The sequence below is a fragment of the Pseudomonas sp. P5_A12 genome, from assembly GCF_056400685.1.
Window position 1 is genome coordinate 1 of the sequence record NZ_JBFUKU010000113.1, and the last position, 16,653, is coordinate 16,653.

The 16,653-nt window shown below is 59.5% G+C and carries 13 protein-coding genes and 2 pseudogenes; 11 read left to right on the plus strand and 4 right to left on the minus strand.

Annotated elements, in window-relative coordinates:
* Together AC1DSG_RS16395 and AC1DSG_RS16400 are read right to left on the minus strand one after the other, a co-directional pair.
* The coding region (locus tag AC1DSG_RS16395; protein WP_477791836.1) for a LysR family transcriptional regulator at positions 1 to 109 on the minus strand (109 nt) is incomplete at its 3' end.
* Positions 110 to 177: 68 nt separating this feature from the next.
* Positions 178 to 303: pseudogene (locus AC1DSG_RS16400) on the minus strand (LysR family transcriptional regulator); the annotation flags it as partial.
* Between the two features lie 188 nt (positions 304 to 491).
* Here AC1DSG_RS16400 and AC1DSG_RS16405 point away from each other — a divergent pair.
* Both AC1DSG_RS16405 and AC1DSG_RS16410 read left to right on the plus strand, forming a co-directional pair.
* Positions 492 to 1,826 (plus strand): nucleobase:cation symporter-2 family protein, encoded by a 1,335-nt coding sequence (locus tag AC1DSG_RS16405; RefSeq protein ID WP_477791826.1) that lies wholly within the window; start codon positions 492 to 494, stop codon positions 1,824 to 1,826.
* Positions 1,827 to 1,887: 61 nt separating this feature from the next.
* On the plus strand, positions 1,888 to 2,397 hold the full coding sequence (locus AC1DSG_RS16410; protein ID WP_477791827.1) for a nucleoside deaminase: 510 nt from the start codon (positions 1,888 to 1,890) through the stop codon (positions 2,395 to 2,397).
* 96 nt (positions 2,398 to 2,493) lie between these two features.
* On the opposite strand, the gene AC1DSG_RS16415 is transcribed toward AC1DSG_RS16410, so the two are convergent.
* Positions 2,494 to 2,895: a lysozyme inhibitor LprI family protein gene (locus AC1DSG_RS16415; protein WP_477791837.1), complete on the minus strand. Its 402-nt coding sequence runs from the start codon at positions 2,893 to 2,895 to the stop codon at positions 2,494 to 2,496.
* 233 nt (positions 2,896 to 3,128) lie between these two features.
* Between AC1DSG_RS16415 and AC1DSG_RS16420 the strand changes: the two genes are divergently transcribed.
* The 8 genes and pseudogenes from AC1DSG_RS16420 (at position 3,129) to AC1DSG_RS16455 (ending at position 12,967) form a co-directional block, all read left to right on the plus strand.
* On the plus strand, positions 3,129 to 4,106 hold the full coding sequence (locus AC1DSG_RS16420; RefSeq protein ID WP_477791828.1) for a dipeptidase: 978 nt from the start codon (positions 3,129 to 3,131) through the stop codon (positions 4,104 to 4,106).
* Positions 4,107 to 4,275: 169 nt separating this feature from the next.
* Complete coding sequence (locus AC1DSG_RS16425) at positions 4,276 to 4,806, plus strand: DUF5943 domain-containing protein (RefSeq protein WP_192299884.1); 531 nt, start codon at positions 4,276 to 4,278, stop codon at positions 4,804 to 4,806.
* A gap of 15 nt (positions 4,807 to 4,821) precedes the next feature.
* On the plus strand, positions 4,822 to 6,882 hold the full coding sequence (gene dgcA, locus AC1DSG_RS16430) for a dimethylglycine demethylation protein DgcA (RefSeq protein ID WP_477791829.1): 2,061 nt from the start codon (positions 4,822 to 4,824) through the stop codon (positions 6,880 to 6,882).
* Positions 6,883 to 7,028: 146 nt separating this feature from the next.
* Positions 7,029 to 8,978, plus strand: a complete 1,950-nt coding sequence (dgcB, locus tag AC1DSG_RS16435) for a dimethylglycine demethylation protein DgcB (protein WP_477791830.1) — start codon at positions 7,029 to 7,031, stop codon at positions 8,976 to 8,978.
* Positions 8,978 to 10,198 carry an electron transfer flavoprotein subunit alpha gene (gene etfA, locus AC1DSG_RS16440; protein WP_477791831.1) on the plus strand — a complete coding sequence of 407 codons (1,221 nt, stop codon included), beginning with the start codon at positions 8,978 to 8,980 and terminating at the stop codon, positions 10,196 to 10,198. The genes dgcB and etfA overlap by 1 nt, the downstream gene beginning before the upstream one ends.
* A gap of 15 nt (positions 10,199 to 10,213) precedes the next feature.
* Positions 10,214 to 10,984, plus strand: a complete 771-nt coding sequence (gene etfB, locus AC1DSG_RS16445) for an electron transfer flavoprotein subunit beta (protein WP_477791832.1) — start codon at positions 10,214 to 10,216, stop codon at positions 10,982 to 10,984.
* A gap of 128 nt (positions 10,985 to 11,112) precedes the next feature.
* On the plus strand, positions 11,113 to 11,679 hold the full coding sequence (locus AC1DSG_RS16450) for a GNAT family N-acetyltransferase (RefSeq protein ID WP_477791833.1): 567 nt from the start codon (positions 11,113 to 11,115) through the stop codon (positions 11,677 to 11,679).
* Positions 11,680 to 11,800: 121 nt separating this feature from the next.
* Positions 11,801 to 12,967, plus strand: a pseudogene (locus AC1DSG_RS16455) (retropepsin-like aspartic protease).
* A 764-nt stretch (positions 12,968 to 13,731) separates the two neighbouring features.
* Here AC1DSG_RS16455 and gbcA read toward each other — a convergent pair.
* Positions 13,732 to 15,027, minus strand: coding sequence for a glycine-betaine demethylase subunit GbcA (gene gbcA / locus AC1DSG_RS16460; protein ID WP_477791834.1), 1,296 nt, complete (start codon positions 15,025 to 15,027; stop codon positions 13,732 to 13,734).
* Between the two features lie 441 nt (positions 15,028 to 15,468).
* Between gbcA and gbcB the strand changes: the two genes are divergently transcribed.
* On the plus strand, positions 15,469 to 16,569 hold the full coding sequence (gbcB, locus tag AC1DSG_RS16465; RefSeq protein ID WP_477791835.1) for a glycine-betaine demethylase subunit GbcB: 1,101 nt from the start codon (positions 15,469 to 15,471) through the stop codon (positions 16,567 to 16,569).
* The last annotated feature ends 84 nt before the right edge of the window (positions 16,570 to 16,653 follow it).

Genomic DNA, 16,653 nt, shown 5'->3' on the forward strand with positions numbered 1-16,653 from the left:
CCACACTGACGGTCGATTGAGTCTTGCCCATCTTGCGCGCGGCAGCGGAGAACGACCCGCTTTGCACGGCCTGCACGAACATTTGCAACTGATCCAGCGAGAACTGCATCGGTTTCTCCTCGAGCCCATGTCGGCCTGTCAGGCCATCGTAAAAAACGATGGTTGTTCATTTGCTCCATCGAGTTCAAGCACTGCCACACTGACGGTCGATTGAGTCTTGCCCATCTTGCGCGCGGCAGCGGAGAACGACCCGCTTTGCACGGCCTGCACGAACATTTGCAACTGATCCAGCGAGAACTGCATCGGTTTCTCCTCGAGCCCATGTCGGCCTGTCAGGCCATCGTAAAAAACGATGGTTGTTCATTTGCTCCATCGAGTTCAAGCACTGATTCTAGTCCCGACGTCAGTTCTTCTGCTGCACCGACTTGCGCTGTGCCTGGCCTGTGGATGCCCTCAGGACAATAAAAAAAGCACTTCAGGAGACATTTGATATGAGCAAATCACAGGTTCATCCGGTGGACGAAGTCTTGCCCATCCGCCAACTACTGAGTTTTGGCTTGCAACATGTGTTGGTGATGTATGCGGGGGCAGTAGCGGTGCCACTGATCCTGGGCAGCGCACTAGGGCTGACGGCGGCGCAGGTGGTGACATTGATTAATGCGAACCTGCTGACGTCGGGAATTGCGACGATGATCCAGACCCTCGGTTTCTGGAAGTTCGGCGCACGCCTGCCCTTGATTCAAGGCTGCTCTTTCATAGCCTTGGCGCCCATGATCATGATCGGCAAGGAGTTCGGGCTCACTGAAGTCTTTGGCGCGGTGATCGCCGCCGGAGCAATCACCATCGCTATGGCATCGGTGTTCAGCCGCCTGTTGCGGTTTTTTCCACCGGTGGTGATCGGCAGCCTGATCACCATCATAGGTATCTCGCTGATGCCAGCGGCAGCGATCTGGCTTGGCGGCGGCAATCCCGACTCGGCGGAATTTGGTTCGATGTCGAATTTGTTGTTGGGGCTGGTCACGGTGGTCGTGACCTTGGTGGTTTACGCCAAATTTTCCGGGTTCATCGGCAACCTCAGCGTATTGATCGGGTTGTTTGTTGGCAGCCTGATCGCAGCGGCTTGCGGCATGACTCACTTCGGCCAGGTGAGCAACGCCGCCTGGTTCGAGCTGAGCCCTCCCATGGCTTTCGGCATGCCGCAGTTTTCATTGATGCCGATTCTGGTAATGACGCTGGCCATGTTGGTGATCATGGCCGAGACGACTGGCAATTGTCTGGCGATCGGCAAGCTGACCGGCAAAGTCATTACCCGGCAAACCCTCGGCAATGCATTTCGGGCTGATGGTCTGTCGACGATGCTGGGTGGCATGTTCAACAGTTTTCCCTACAACGCTTTCACGCAGAACACCGGTCTGATCGCACTCTCCAACGTCAAAAGCCGATTCGTCGTGGCTTCGGCGGGGGCAATCATGGTGCTGATGGGCTTGTTTCCCAAGTTGGGTGCGCTGATTGCCGCTGTCCCGGCGCCGGTGCTCGGTGGCTGTGCCGTCGTGATGTTCGGCATGACCACGGTGGCCGGGATTCAGGCGCTATCGCGGGTGCAATTCGAAGGCACCCGCAACGGCATTATCGTCGCGGTTTCGGTCAGTGTCGGGGTGTTGCCGATGTCCTTTCCGGCCCTGTTCGAACATGCCAGCGGCACCCTGAAACTGGTCCTGGAAAGCGGGATCTTTCTCGGGGCGATCACCGCAATCGTGCTGAACATTTTGCTTAATCCTGAAGACAAAAATCAGCCGGTGACCCAAGGCACAGAACTCACCGACTGAGGCGTTTTTCGCCCCGATCCCCACCGGCGAGGGGCCTGTTTGAAAATAATAAGGAGTTCATATGACACGCTTCACTTCCGTTGTACCTGCCGGCGTCACACAGCTTGATCTGCATCTGCTGCGTCGCACCTTTGACCTTGCGCAAGACTCCAAAGCCCGTGGCCGCCATCCGTTTGCCGCGCTGGTGGCGGACAGCGACGGTAACGTCATTGTGGCGACGGGCAACAATTCGATGCCACCCGAAGGTGATCCTACCCAGCACGCCGAATTGGCCGCCGCGGCTCAGGCATCGAAACTGTTAAGCCCGGCCGCTCTGGCTCTCTGCACCCTCTATAGCAGCGCCGAACCCTGCTGCATGTGTGCCGGCGCGATCTATTGGACGGGTATCGGTCGTGTGGTTTACGCGCTGTCCGAACATTCATTGCTCGAACTCACCGGCGCCCACCCGGAGAACCCGACCTTCTCGTTACCTTGCCGAGAAGTGTTCGCCCGCGGCCAGCGAGAGATTCTAACTTTTGGTCCCATGCTTGAAGATGAAGCGGCCAAGGCACATGAAGGTTTCTGGAATTGAGGGGAGGGGGCAAGGCCTTACAGTTCTAGCTGGCTGGCGTTGATTCCGTAAGCGGTGAACGCGGGGGAGGCCCCCGCTACCCAAGGACGCCCAGGTTTACTCCTGCCCAATTGACTCCAAAAATTCCGACCGCTCATCACTCATCCGCGCCACGCAATCATTCTGCGCAATGGTGAAGGCCTTGCTACCACTGGTCGCCGGAAACGCCTCTACCGCGCAATCCGCATCCCGGGTCTTCAGCCATTGCTGCTGGGCGGCCTTGAGCTTGGCGGTGATGTCGGCCAGTTGTGCCGGGTTCTTGCCGTAGGCCGTTTGCATGCGCTCGGCCAGGCTCTGGTAGTTGTCCTTGAGCAGGTCTTCGGCAGCGGTTCTGCTGTAGACCGAGCATTCCAGGGTCTGGATGTCGTTTTCGACTTTGTCGCATGGGTTGTCGTCGGACTCTTCAGCCGCGTGGACGCCGGTCGCTATCAGTGCCAAAGCCAGGAAGATCGATTTCATTGCGCCGCCGCCCCAATCCAATAGTGCATTCATTAAAGCAGCGAATTCTGGCCCATGCGCAGACCCTTGAACAGGTGGCCTGAGACGTCCAATGGCGACCCTTTGTCGCGGATTGACGCTTTCGGCAAACCCCCTGTCGTTTTTGCACCCGGCTACCAAGGCACCGAGGCATATGCTGGCCCAAAGCGCCGACACACGATTCGGCGCATGAATCGCTAATAGGGGACAGCCTGATGAGCCCAGCCGAATTGCACGCCGACAGCATCGTTATCGACGGGCTGATTATTGCCAAGTGGAACCGTGAACTGTTCGAAGACATGCGCAAGGGCGGTTTGACCGCGGCCAACTGCACCGTGTCGGTGTGGGAGGGCTTCCAGGCCACCGTCAACAACATCGCCGCTAGCCAGAAGCTGATTCGCGAAAATAGCGACCTGGTGATTCCGGTGYGCACCACAGCCGACATCCGCAAGGCCAAAGAGCAAGGCAAGACCGGCATCCTCTTCGGCTTCCAGAATGCTCACGCGTTCGAAGACCAGATTGGCTATGTCGAGGTGTTCAAGCAGCTCGGCGTCGGCATTGTGCAGATGTGCTACAACACCCAGAACCTGGTGGGTACCGGCTGCTACGAGCGCGATGGCGGACTGTCAGGTTTCGGTCGTGAAATCGTTGCCGAGATGAACCGCGTTGGCGTCATGTGCGACCTGTCTCACGTCGGCTCCAAGACCTCCGAAGAGGTCATCCTCGAATCGAAAAAACCGGTGTGCTACTCCCATTGCCTGCCGTCGGGTCTGAAAGTCCACCCGCGCAACAAGTCTGATGAAGAACTGAAGTTCATCGCCGATCATGGCGGTTTCGTCGGCGTGACCATGTTCGCGCCGTTCCTGGCCAAGGGCATTGATTCGACCATCGACGATTACGCCGAAGCCATCGAGTACGTGATGAATATAGTCGGCGAAGACGCCATCGGTATCGGCACCGACTTCACCCAGGGCCACGGCCAGGACTTCTTCGAATACCTGACCCACGACAAAGGCTACGCCCGTCGTCTGACCAGCTTTGGCAAGATCATCAACCCGCTGGGCATCCGCACCGTGGGCGAGTTCCCGAACCTGACTGAAACCCTGCTCAAGCGCGGCCATTCCGAGCGCGTGGTGCGCAAGATCATGGGCGAGAACTGGGTCAACGTCCTCAAAGATGTCTGGGGCGAATAACGCCACTTTTTAAACAACGATCCATGTAGCAGCTGCCGAGGTACGAGGATGCGTTGCGGTCCGCAGGACCGCCCTCGGGGGCCGATTCACAGCCCAACGCAGCCTCGCAGGCTCGACAGCTGCTACGGCTAGCTATCGCCTCAACACATTGAATTCTGGAGCTTTACCCATGGCTAAAATCGCCCCGCAATTGCCAATCGAAGTCGACAGCGAAACCGGTGTCTGGACCTCCGACGCCCTGCCGATGCTGTACGTGCCGCGCCACTTCTTCGTCAACAACCACATCGGCATCGAGGAAGTGCTGGGCGCCGAAGCCTACGCCGAAATTCTCTACAAGGCCGGCTACAAATCTGCCTGGCACTGGTGTGAAAAAGAAGCTGAATGCCACGGCCTGGAAGGCGTCGCGGTGTTCGAGCACTACATGAAGCGCCTGTCGCAACGTGGCTGGGGCCTGTTCAAGATCCAGGACATCGACCTCGACAAAGGCACCGCCAGCGTCAAGCTCGAACACTCGGCGTTCGTCTACGTGTACGGCAAGGTCGGGCGCAAGGTCGACTACATGTTCACCGGCTGGTTTGCCGGTGCCATGGACCAGATTCTGCAAGCCCGTGGCAGCAAGATCCGTACAGTTGCCGAGCAAGTCTACGGTGGCTCCGAAGAAGGCCACGACGACGGCCTGTTCACCGTCAAGCCGTTGTAAGTCGAGGAACCCGCCATGGCTTTCGAAGCAATGTTCCAGCCGATCCAGATCGGCAAACTGACCATCCGTAACCGCGTGCTCAGCACCGCGCATGCCGAGGTGTATGCCACCGACGGCGGCATGACCACCGACCGGTACGTCAAGTATTACGAAGAGAAAGCCAAGGGCGGGATCGGCCTGGCGATTTGCGGCGGTTCCTCCAGCGTGGCCATCGACAGCCCGCAAGGCTGGTGGAAGTCGGTCAACCTGGCCGACGACCGGATCATTCCGCACTTCCAGAACCTGGCCGATGCCATGCACAAGCATGGCGCCAAGATCATGATCCAGATTACCCACATGGGCCGCCGCTCCCGCTGGGACGGCGAGCATTGGCCAACCCTGCTGTCGCCGTCGGGCATCCGTGAACCGGTACACCGCGCGACCTGCAAAACCATCGAGCCGGAAGAAATCTGGCGGGTGATCGGTAACTACGCCAGCGCTGCGGCGCGGGCCAAGGCCGGTGGCCTGGACGGCGTCGAACTGTCGGCGGTGCACCAACACATGATCGACCAGTTCTGGAGCCCGCGCGTCAACAAACGTACCGACGAATGGGGCGGCAGTTTCGAGAACCGCATGCGTTTCGGCCTGGAAGTGATCAAGGCTGTGCGGGCGGAAGTCGGCCCGGATTTCTGCGTCGGCATCCGTCTGTGCGGTGATGAGTTCCACCCGGACGGCTTGTCCCACGAAGACATGAAGCAGATCGCCAAGTATTACGACGACACCGGCATGATCGACTTCATCGGCGTGGTCGGCTCGGGTTGCGACACCCATAACACCCTGGCCAACGTAATCCCGAACATGAGTTATCCACCGGAGCCGTTTCTGCACTTGGCGGCCGGTATCAAGGAAGTGGTCAAGGCCCCGGTACTGCACGCGCAGAACATCAAGGACCCGAACCAGGCGACCCGGATTCTGGAAGGCGGCTACGTCGACATGGTCGGCATGACTCGCGCCCACATCGCTGATCCGCACCTGATCGCCAAGATCAAAATGGGCCAGGTCGACCAGATCAAACAATGCGTCGGTGCCAACTATTGCATCGACCGTCAGTATCAGGGCCTGGACGTGCTGTGCATCCAGAACGCCGCGACCTCCCGTGAATACATGGGCGTGCCGCACATCATCGAGAAATCGACCGGTGTGAAGCGCAAGGTTGTGGTGGTTGGTGCCGGTCCTGCCGGGATGGAAGCGGCTCGTGTGTCCGCCGAGCGTGGTCACGACGTGACCCTGTTCGAGAAGAAAGAGTTTATCGGCGGGCAGATCACCACCGCGTCGAAAGCCCCGCAGCGGGACCAGATCGCCGGTATCACCCGTTGGTTCCAGCTGGAACTGGCACGTTTGAAAGTCGACCTGCGCCTGGGCGTGGCAGCCGATGCAGCGACCATTCTCGATCTGCGTCCGGACGTGGTGGTACTCGCCGTTGGCGGTCATCCGTTCCTGGAGCAGAACGAACACTGGGGCGCGGCTGAAGGCCTGGTGGTCAGCAGCTGGGACATCCTCGACGGCAAGGTGGCGCCGGGCAAGAACGTGCTGGTCTACGACACCATTTGCGAGTTCACCGGGATGTCGACCGCCGACTTCCTCGCTGACAAGGGCTGCCAGGTCGAGATCGTCACTGACGACATCAAACCGGGCGTGGCGATTGGCGGCACGTCGTTCCCGACTTACTACCGCAGCATGTACCCGAAAGAAGTGATCATGACCGGGGACATGATGCTGGAGAAGGTCTACCGCGAAGGCGACAAGCTGGTGGCAGTGCTGGAAAACGAATACACCGGCGCCAAAGAGGAGCGGGTGGTGGACCAGGTCGTCGTCGAAAACGGCGTGCGTCCGGACGAAGAAATCTACTACGCCCTGAAGGAAGGCTCGCGCAACAAAGGCCAGATGGACATCGAAGCCTTGTTCGCGATCAAGCCTCAGCCTTCGCTGAGTCAGGCGGGCGACGGCTATTTGCTGTTCCGCATCGGCGACTGCGTGGCGCAGCGCAACACCCACGCGGCGATCTATGACGCCCTGCGGTTGTGCAAGGATTTCTAAGCCGGTGAGCTGATCGTTCCCACGCTCTGCGTGGGAATGCAGCCCGTGACGTTCCGCGTCACATTCAAAAGCGGACGCAGAGCGTCCGGTGAGGCATTCCCACGCAGAGCGTGGGAACGATCAATGAGTCGCGTGGGAGCTCCACCATGTTGAACACCCTTCTTCCAATCCTGTTGTTCGCTGCCCTGGGCCTTGCGGTTCTGGGCGCGTTGCGGCGGGTGGCTATGTGGCGCCGGGGCCGGGCTTCGAAAGTCGACCTGATCGGTGGCCTGTTCGCCATGCCCAAGCGCTACATGGTCGACTTGCACCATGTGGTCGCGCGGGACAAATACGTCGCCAACACCCACGTCGCCACGGCCGGTGGTGCGGTGGCGTCCATCGTGCTGGCGATTCTGGTGCACGGTTTCGGCCTGCATAACCGCATCCTCGGTTATGCGCTGCTGTTGATGACGGCCGTGATGTTCGTCGGCGCGATCTTTGTCTACCTGCGTCGGCGCAACCCGCCAGCGCGGTTGTCCAAAGGCCCGTGGATGCGCCTGCCGAAAAGCTTGCTCGCGTTCTCGGCGAGCTTCTTCCTGCTGACCCTGCCGGTCGCCGGCATCCTTCCGGAAAACTTCGGTGGTTGGCTGGTCGCTGCGATCCTCGGTGTCGGCGTGCTGTGGGGCGTCTCGGAATTGTTCTTCGGCATGACTTGGGGCGGGCCGATGAAGCACGCCTTCGCCGGTGCGCTGCACCTGGCCTGGCACCGTCGCGCCGAGCGTTTTAATGGCGGCCGTTCCACCGGTTTGAAACCGCTGGATCTGAACGACCCGACTGTGCCGCTGGGCGTGGAAAAACCCAAGGATTTCACCTGGAACCAGCTGCTCGGCTTCGACGCCTGCGTGCAGTGCGGTAAATGCGAAGCCGCGTGCCCGGCGTTCGCCGCCGGTCAGCCGCTGAACCCGAAAAAACTGATTCAGGACATGGTCGTCGGCCTGGCCGGTGGTACTGATGCGAAATTCGCCGGTAGCCCGTATCCAGGCAAAGCGATTGGCGAGCACGCCGGTAATCCGCATCAACCGATCGTCAACGGTCTGGTGGACGCTGAAACCCTGTGGTCCTGCACCACCTGCCGCGCCTGCGTCGAGGAATGCCCGATGATGATCGAGCACGTCGACGCCATCGTTGACATGCGCCGACATCTGACCCTGGAAAAAGGCGCGACCCCGAACAAGGGCGCTGAAGTCCTGGAAAACCTGATCGCCACCGACAACCCGGGCGGCTTTGCGCCGGGCGGGCGGATGAACTGGGCGGCGGATTTGAACCTCACGCTGATGAGCGAGAAGAAATCTGTCGACGTACTGTTCTGGGTCGGCGACGGTGCCTTCGACATGCGCAACCAGCGCACCCTGCGTGCCTTCGTCAAAGTGCTGAAAGCGGCCAAAGTCGACTTCGCGGTGCTCGGTCTGGAAGAGCGCGACAGCGGTGACGTGGCCCGACGTCTGGGCGATGAAGCAACGTTCCAGCTATTGGCCAAACGCAACATCCAGACCCTGGCCAAATACAGCTTCAACCGCATCGTCACCTGCGACCCGCACAGCTTCCACGTGCTGAAAAACGAGTACGGCGCCTTCGACGGCAACTACCTCGTGCAGCACCACAGCACCTACATGGCGGAAATCATCGGCGCGGGCGCCCTGAACCTCGGTCAGCACAAAGGCAGCAGCGTGACCTATCACGACCCGTGCTACCTCGGTCGCTACAACGGCGAGTACGAGGCGCCGCGTGAAGTGCTGCGCGCCCTCGGTATCGAGATCAAGGAAATGCAACGCTCCGGTTTCCGCTCGCGCTGCTGCGGCGGTGGCGGCGGTGCGCCGATCACCGACATCCCGGGCAAGCAACGTATTCCCGACATGCGCATGGAAGACATCCGCGAAACCGGCGCCGAACTGGTGGCCGTGGGTTGTCCACAGTGCACCGCGATGCTCGAAGGCGTGGTCGAACCGCGTCCGCTGATCAAGGACATCGCCGAACTGGTCGCCGATGCATTGCTCGAAGATACCGCACCGAGCAAACCGGCTACACCGGCCCAACGTGAACCTGCGGAGGCCCACTGATGAGCGACATTATCCGCCGCGACCCCCGCGCCGAATGGATTGCCCGTAACCGCTTGCACCCGCTGCACGCGGCCATGCAACCGGCGCAACACAGCTGGATGGGCCCGAACGGCGTCATCCGCAAGAATCTGCATGGCATCGGTTTTATCGGCCCCAACGGCATCAAACGTATCGACCGTAGCGGCGCTCAGCAGGGTGGGGCGACCAAACGCTCGGCCGCCGTTGAAGTGCAATTGCCGCTGCATCAAGTGCCTGCACCGGCGTTCTACATCAGCGTGGTGCCGGACATGGTCGGTGGTCGCTTGAGCAGCCACGACCGCGATTTGCTCGGTCTGGCTCATCAATTGGCCGGCAAGGACGGCGCGGTATTGGCCGTGGTCTTTGGCGAGCACAAAGAGAATGCCTTTGCTACCGCAGGTGTTGACCGCTTGCTGGTTTTGGAAGGCGACGAATTCAACGGTTATGCACCGGAACAACGGGTCCAGGGTCTGCGGGCTGTGGATAACCAGTTCAGCCCTCGTCACTGGTTGCTGCCGGACAGCCGCAGCGGTGGCGGCGAACTGGGTCGGCGCTTTGCCGCCGCACTGGGCGAACGCCCGGCCACGCGGGTCTGGCAGGTCAAGGATCAGGAGTGCATCGGCCGCGCCGGTGCCGGCTTGCAAGACCTTGCACGTCCGGTGGCACGCTTGATTCTGGCCGCTGTCGAGTGCGCAGAACCGGTCAGCGAAACCCGTCACGAAGCCTTGCCGGTGGAGTTATCCACAGCTGTGGCGCGCAGCCTGTCGCGTATCGAGGATTTGGGCGCGGTGGCGGTCGATCCGGCGGCGATTCCGATGGCCGAAGCCGAGTTCATCTTCTCCGGCGGCAACGGGGTCAAGGACTGGGGACTTTTCCACAGGACCGCCGAAGCACTGGGCGCCACCGAAGGCGCCTCCCGTGTGGCGGTGGACGATGGCTTCATGGCCCGGGACCGTCAGGTCGGCGCGTCCGGCACCTGGGTCACCGCGCGGGTGTATGTGGCGGTGGGTATTTCCGGGGCGATCCAGCATCTGCAAGGCATCGGTGCCTGCGACAAGGTGGTGGCGATCAACCTCGACCCTGGCTGCGACATGATCAAACGGGCCGACTTGTCGGTGATCGGCGAGAGCGCCGAGATTCTTCAAGCCTTGATCGAGGCGGTAGCGGCTTACCGCAATGACGCCAAGCGCGATGCGGCTTAAGGGAAGGAAAGGGTTATGAGCACGAAAATCATCAGCCTGGTGTCCATCGGCGCCCACCCGACTTCTGGCCGGCCGCGTCGCGCGGAGCAGGATGCGCGGGCGGTGGAACTGGGCCTGCAACTGGCTGGGGATAACCTGCAAGTGCTGCACGCCGGCGACGTCGCAGAACCGGCGTTGCGCGCTTATTTGGGCATGGGCCTGGAGCAACTGCATGTGTTGGAACAACCGTCGGGCGCCGATGCCTTGCCGGCGCTGACTGCTTATTTGCGCGATGCGGGGGCGCAGGTCGTATTGACCGGCAGTCAGGCAGAAACCGGCGAAGGCTCGGGCATGTTGCCGTTCCTGCTGGCGGAAAGCCTCGGCTGGCCGCTGGTGGTCGGGTTGGCGCAGGTGGAATCCATCGACGGTAATTCAGCGCTGGTTCTTCAAGCCTTGCCGCGTGGTCAGCGTCGTCGCTTGAAAGTGCGCCTGCCGTTTCTCGCCACTGTGGATAACGCCGCGCCGAAGCCTCGGCAGAGCGCCTACGGCCCGGCTCGACGGGGCGTGCTGCAAGCCGATGAAGTCGAAGTGATCGACGATGGGCTGCTGGCAGTCGCCACGTTGCAACCGGCCAAACCGCGGCCAAAACGCCTGAAGGTGATCAAGGCCAAGAGCGGCGCAGACAGGATGAAAGCGGCCACGGCCAAGGCCAGTGGCGGCGGGGGGCAGGTGCTCAAAGGTGTAACGGCGCAAGCGGGTGCCGAGGCCATTCTCAAGTTACTGATCGAAGAAGGCGTGGTCCGCTAGCGGATCACCAGCACAGATCTAAAAATGTGGGAGCGAGCCTGCTCGCGATAGCGGTGGACCAGCCAGCATCGATTTGAATGTCAGGCCCCTTCGCCGGCAAGCCGGTCTCGCTCCCACAAGGAAAAAAAATGACCGTAGAATTTCGTTCGGCCCTGCGCGCGGATGCGCGGGAGATTGCTCGCTTGTTCCAGATTTCATCAGAAGGAGCCGCGGATTACATCTGGAGCCAATTGGCCCAGCCCGGCCAGGATCTGCTTGATGTAGGCGCCAGTCGTTACGCCCGTGACGACGTGGATTTTTCCTGGCAGAACTGCGTGATCGCGCAGGTCGAAGGCAATGTCATTGGCATGATGCACAGCTACGTGATGCGGCATGACCCGATGGCAGCGCCCGTCACCGATCCGGTGCTGGCGCCATACGCCAAATTGGAAATCCCCGACACGCTCTATATTTCCAGCCTGGCGCTGCACGAGGGCTGGCGGAACCTGGGCCTGGGCAAGCAATTCCTCGCTTACGCCTACGACCGCGCCAACCAGTTGGGGCTCAATGGACTGAGCCTGATCGACTACGCCGCGAACACTGGCGCCCGGCGGTTTTACGAGCGGCATGGCTTTCGTATCGTGGATACCTGCCAGATCACGCCCCACCCGATGATCCGGGTTACAGGTGAAGCCTATCTGATGTATCGGCCTTAAGGGCTGCGCCCGCACTCCCGCTCGGTGAGCTACAGTTTTGCTGTGCGCTGGTAGGGGGTTTACGGAGCTTTCAGAGGTTCAGCGCTGAGTCATAAAACCGGTTTTTATGCGTGGGTTGAACATGAAGGTTTTGCGTAGGCGTGCAACCTGGTTGCTCTGTGCGGTGATGTACGTGCCTGCGGGGTTGATGGCGGCTGTCAACACTGAGTCCGATCAGGATTTTTACCAGTGGCTAGGGTCGGAGCCAGGGCAAACAGCGTCCCTGGATCAATTGCGCAAGCAATGCGACAAGGTCATGGATGCCGCAAATCACCTCGATTGCTCAGTGACCGTCTACGCCCGGATGTTCGAGGCCAAAGCCGCCAATCAGTTGCCTGAGTACTACCTGGCGATCAAGCGCCGCCATGCTCAGGCCATCGCGRAGGATCCCGAGCTCAACCTCTTGTTTTCCATGTTTGGCCGCCAATCGCTCGCCACCTTGCGCGCGGTCGGCGATTTCTCGGTGACCCGCACCCGGCGGCACGAGGTGCTGAAGATTTATCCGAGTTCCAGTGAGCGGGACGTCACGGATGAAGTGCTGCCCTACATCGAGGTCAAAGCAGCCAATGGTGTCTCGACACGCTTTATCGTGGACACCGGCGCCCCGCAAACCCGGGTCAACGACGAAACGGCCTAGCGGATGGGCATCACGGTGTTGACCGACTCCCATTACGGCTACAGCACCTATTATGGCGAGCAGGACCTGTCGGCCAAACTCGGGATCTTCGAGTCTTTGAAGATCGGTGGGAGCGAGTTCAGGAACGTCCTGGTATTTGTCAGTGACCGGGATAACCTGTTGGGGCTTGATCTGATTGGAAAGTTGGGGCGTCTGAAGCTCACGAAAAAGACCTTGGCACTTAATGCTGAGCCTCCTGCGCGATGCGATTCACCCATTAGCTATTCGCGTGCAGACATCAATCAAAGACTGACCATTGCCGCACGGCTGGATGGTCGGGCGACGCTGGCGATTCTGGATACCGGGAATGTTGATTACCTGACGTCCGCCGCGCCGGGCGACTATCCCATTCACGTCGCCGGAAACCCGCATCACCAGATCTTCAAGGGCGAGTTGGATTTGTCCGGGAGCACGAGGGTTATGACCTACAAATATTACCCGGGCTTCACCATTCCTCCGTCGTTGGTGTCGGGACAGTACGTACCTTCGATTCTGCTGGGGTGGCGGGCATTCAATGACTATGAATTGAACCTGGATACTGAATCGGGTCGGTCGTGCTTGAATAAAATCTGATTTACCCACAAACCCTGTTAGCGCTTCTGTGGATAACGTGTTTGCCTCTCGCTACACCCTATACAAATCAAGCCCTTTAGGCCTTCGTACAAAAAACAACCAGCCTAACTGACGGTTTTTACAGACTTTTTGCAGTGGATAAGGTTTCCCGTTTTTCAATACTTGCCCCCAATCTCTGTTGGCGCTTCTGTGGATAAGATGTTCGCTAACCGCTACAGGCCATGTAAACCGGGCTTTTTAGGTGGCTGATTAAAAAACGACCAATCTATCGTTTTGGACCGGTAAACTGCCCGGAAACCTCGATTTATCGCGGCTTTCAACGGTTTTCCACAGATCCGCAGAAGTTCCCCCCAAAGTCTGTTGGCGCTTCTGTGGATAAGGTGTTTGCCATCCTCTGTAAGCCACGTAGAACGTGCCCTGCAAGCTTTCGATCAAAAAACAACCAGTCGTTGTTAAAAACCGGTCTTCTGGATAAGTCACGGATTTTCTTCGATTTATGTGGAGAAAGTTTTGAGTAAAACCACACTTGTCCCCAATAGCTGTGGGTGGAGGTGTGGATAACTTGTTTGTGGAAGGCTGGGAGGTGCGGGCGGCATAGCGTTGAACGGAATAGGTCATATTTCGTACAGTTTTGAATCGGGGGGAGGGATATCGGGGAAGGATGTGCTGCTGGGGAGGGCGCCATCGCGAGCAGGCTCACTCCCACATTGAATCTGTGTCGTTCACAAATCCCCTGTAGGAGTGAGCCTGCTCGCGATGCTTTATTAGCCTTGAACAGGAACGCCTTTGAGGTACGGCGCAGGCTCGGCCCCCAGGTTGTTCAGCAACCGCTCGCTGTACCAGTCCACAAAGTTCACCACGCCAAACTCGTAGGTCTTGGAATAAGGCCCAGGCTGGTACGAGCTGGAGTTGATGCCGCGCTGGTTCTCTTCGGCCAGGCGTCGGTCCTGGTCGTTGGTGGCATCCCAGACCTTGCGCATACGTTCAACGTCGTAGTCCACGCCTTCGACTGCGTCTTTGTGAACGATCCACTTGGTGGTGACCATGGTTTCCTGAGCACTGATCGGCCACACGGTGAAGACGATGATGTGATCGCCCATGCAGTGGTTCCACGAGTGCGGCAGGTGCAGGATGCGCATCGAGCCCAGGTCGGGGTTTTTGATGCGGCCCATGAGTTTGGCGCAGCCCTGTTTGCCGTCCAGGGTCATCGACACGGTGCCTTTGAGCAGCGGCATGCGCACGATGCGGTTACGCAGGCCGAAGCTGGCGTGGGCGTAAGGGATCTTCTCTGCTTCCCAGGCAGCGGCGGAGGCGGCGACATGGTCTTTGAAGGCCTGATCGGCGCGTGGGTCGGTGACGTCGTCCCACTCCAGCAGGGTTTTCAGCAGTTCCGGGTGCGACGCGTTGCAGTGGTAGCACTCGCGGTTGTTTTCCAGCACCAGTTTCCAGTTGGCCTTTTCCATCAAGGTGGTGGTAATCGCCACCTTGGTGTTTTCCATGTCGTACGGTTCCATGTAATGGTTGAGCGTCGACAAGAAGTCATCAATGGCCGGCGGATTCTCCGACAGGCTGATGAAAATGTAGCCGCCAGCGGTTTTTACGTTCACCGGCTTGAGGCCGTACTGGTTCATGTCGAAGTCGGCACCCATTTCGGTGCCAGCGAACAGCAAGCGACCGTCCAGCTCATACGTCCACTGGTGGTAGTGGCAGACCAGTTTGGCGACTTTGCCTTTTTCACTGGTGCACAGGCGCGAACCGCGGTGGCGGCAGACGTTGTGGAACGCATGCACCACGCCTTCGGCACCGCGAATCACGATGATCGGGTTCTTGCCGACCTGCAGGGTCAGGTAGTTGCCCTTGGTCGGGATCTCGCAGGTCATGCCGGCGATCAACCACTCTTTCTGGAAGATTTCCTGCATGTCGATATCAAACAGCCGCTCGTCAGAGTAAAACGGCTGCGGCAGCGAGAAAGTACGCTCGCGCTCTTGCAGCATCTGCGCGGTGGCCTTGCGTGCGGGTTCCAGTGGATCGCCCAGACTGATTTTTGCGGTGACGTCCATCGATTTGATCCTCATGGCCATTCTGTGTGGCCGGCGAAATTGTGGCTTGGTAGCCGGTGTGGCGGGTATGGATGGGCAAGTTCGGCGCCTGAAGTCCTGATCCTGCGTTGCCGCTCCTCCCCATAGCGAGCTATGAGTCGTCGCGGCGCCTTGGCTCAGAACTTCATGCATCCGAACCTGCTCCACCCACACCCGCCACACCGGCTACGGTTTGCTACGCAAGGTGTAAAGAATGTGTCTTGGTATGGGGCGAGTGTGGGGCCGGCGCCGGCCAGAACCTTATCCACGAGCGACATGGCCCACTCTGTTCCCGACGCGCAACCCCCGGTAGATGCAGGCTGGTCGCGATAAGTATGTGAATGTCGCAGATAGGTAAATGGGTGATCCGTGCGTTACGCAGAATCGCCAACATAAGGCCGAACATCGGCGGTGGAGAACAGCATGTCCAACAGCTTCCTGAATCCGGTAACGACCCAGACCTGGGCCAATGGTCGTCACATCGTCCGTTGCGTCAAAGTCATCCAGGAAACCTGGGATGTGCGCACGTTCTGCTTCATGGCCGACCAGCCAATCATGTTCTTCTTTAAACCGGGGCAGTTCGTCACCCTGGAGCTGGAAATCGAAGGCGTGCCGATCATGCGCTCCTACACCATTTCCAGCTCGCCTTCGGTGCCGTACAGCTTTTCGGTGACCATCAAGCGTGTGCCGGGCGGCAAGGTTTCGAACTGGCTGCACGACACCCTGCATGAAGGTCAGGAGCTGGCGGTGCACGGTCCGGTCGGGCTGTTCAACGCCATGGACTTCACCGCGCCGAAAGTGCTGTACCTCAGCGGCGGCGTCGGCATTACGCCGGTCATGTCCATGGCACGCTGGTTCTACGACACCAACGGCAACGTCGACATGGTGTTTATCCACAGCGCCCGCTCGCCCAAAGACATTATTTACCACCGCGAGCTGGAGCATATGGCGTCGCGGATCGATAACTTCAGCCTGCACCTGATCTGCGAGAAGCATGGTCTGGGCGAACCATGGGCCGGCTATCGCGGTTACCTGAACCACAAGATGCTTGAGTTGATGACGCCAGACTTCCTTGAGCGCGAAGTGTTCTGCTGCGGTCCGACGCCGTACATGAGCGCGGTGAAACGCATGCTCGAAACCGCTGGTTTCGACATGTCGCGTTATCACGAAGAATCGTTCGGCGCGACGCCACCGGAAGCGCGCGCCGATGCCGTGGAGCAAGCAGAACAAGCGGCGGATGCGCCGGAAGTCGACCTGGCGGACTTGCATCAAGTGGAATTCACCGCGTCCGGCAAAAGCATTCGCGTGGCGCCGGGTGAAACCGTTCACGCCGCCGCGGCCAAGCTCGGTCTGTTGATTCCGAAAGCGTGCGGGATGGGCATCTGCGGGACGTGCAAGGTGATGAAGCTGGGGGGCGAGGTCGAGATGGACCACAACGGCGGGATCACCGAAGAAGACGAGGCCGAGGGGTTCATCCTGTCCTGCTGCAGCGTGCCGAAGGGCGACGTGCGTATCGAGTTTTGATGGTTGCGCAATAACCCTGTAGGAGCTGTCGAGTGAAACGAGGCTGCGATCTTTTGATTTCAAAGATCAAGGTCAAAAGATCGC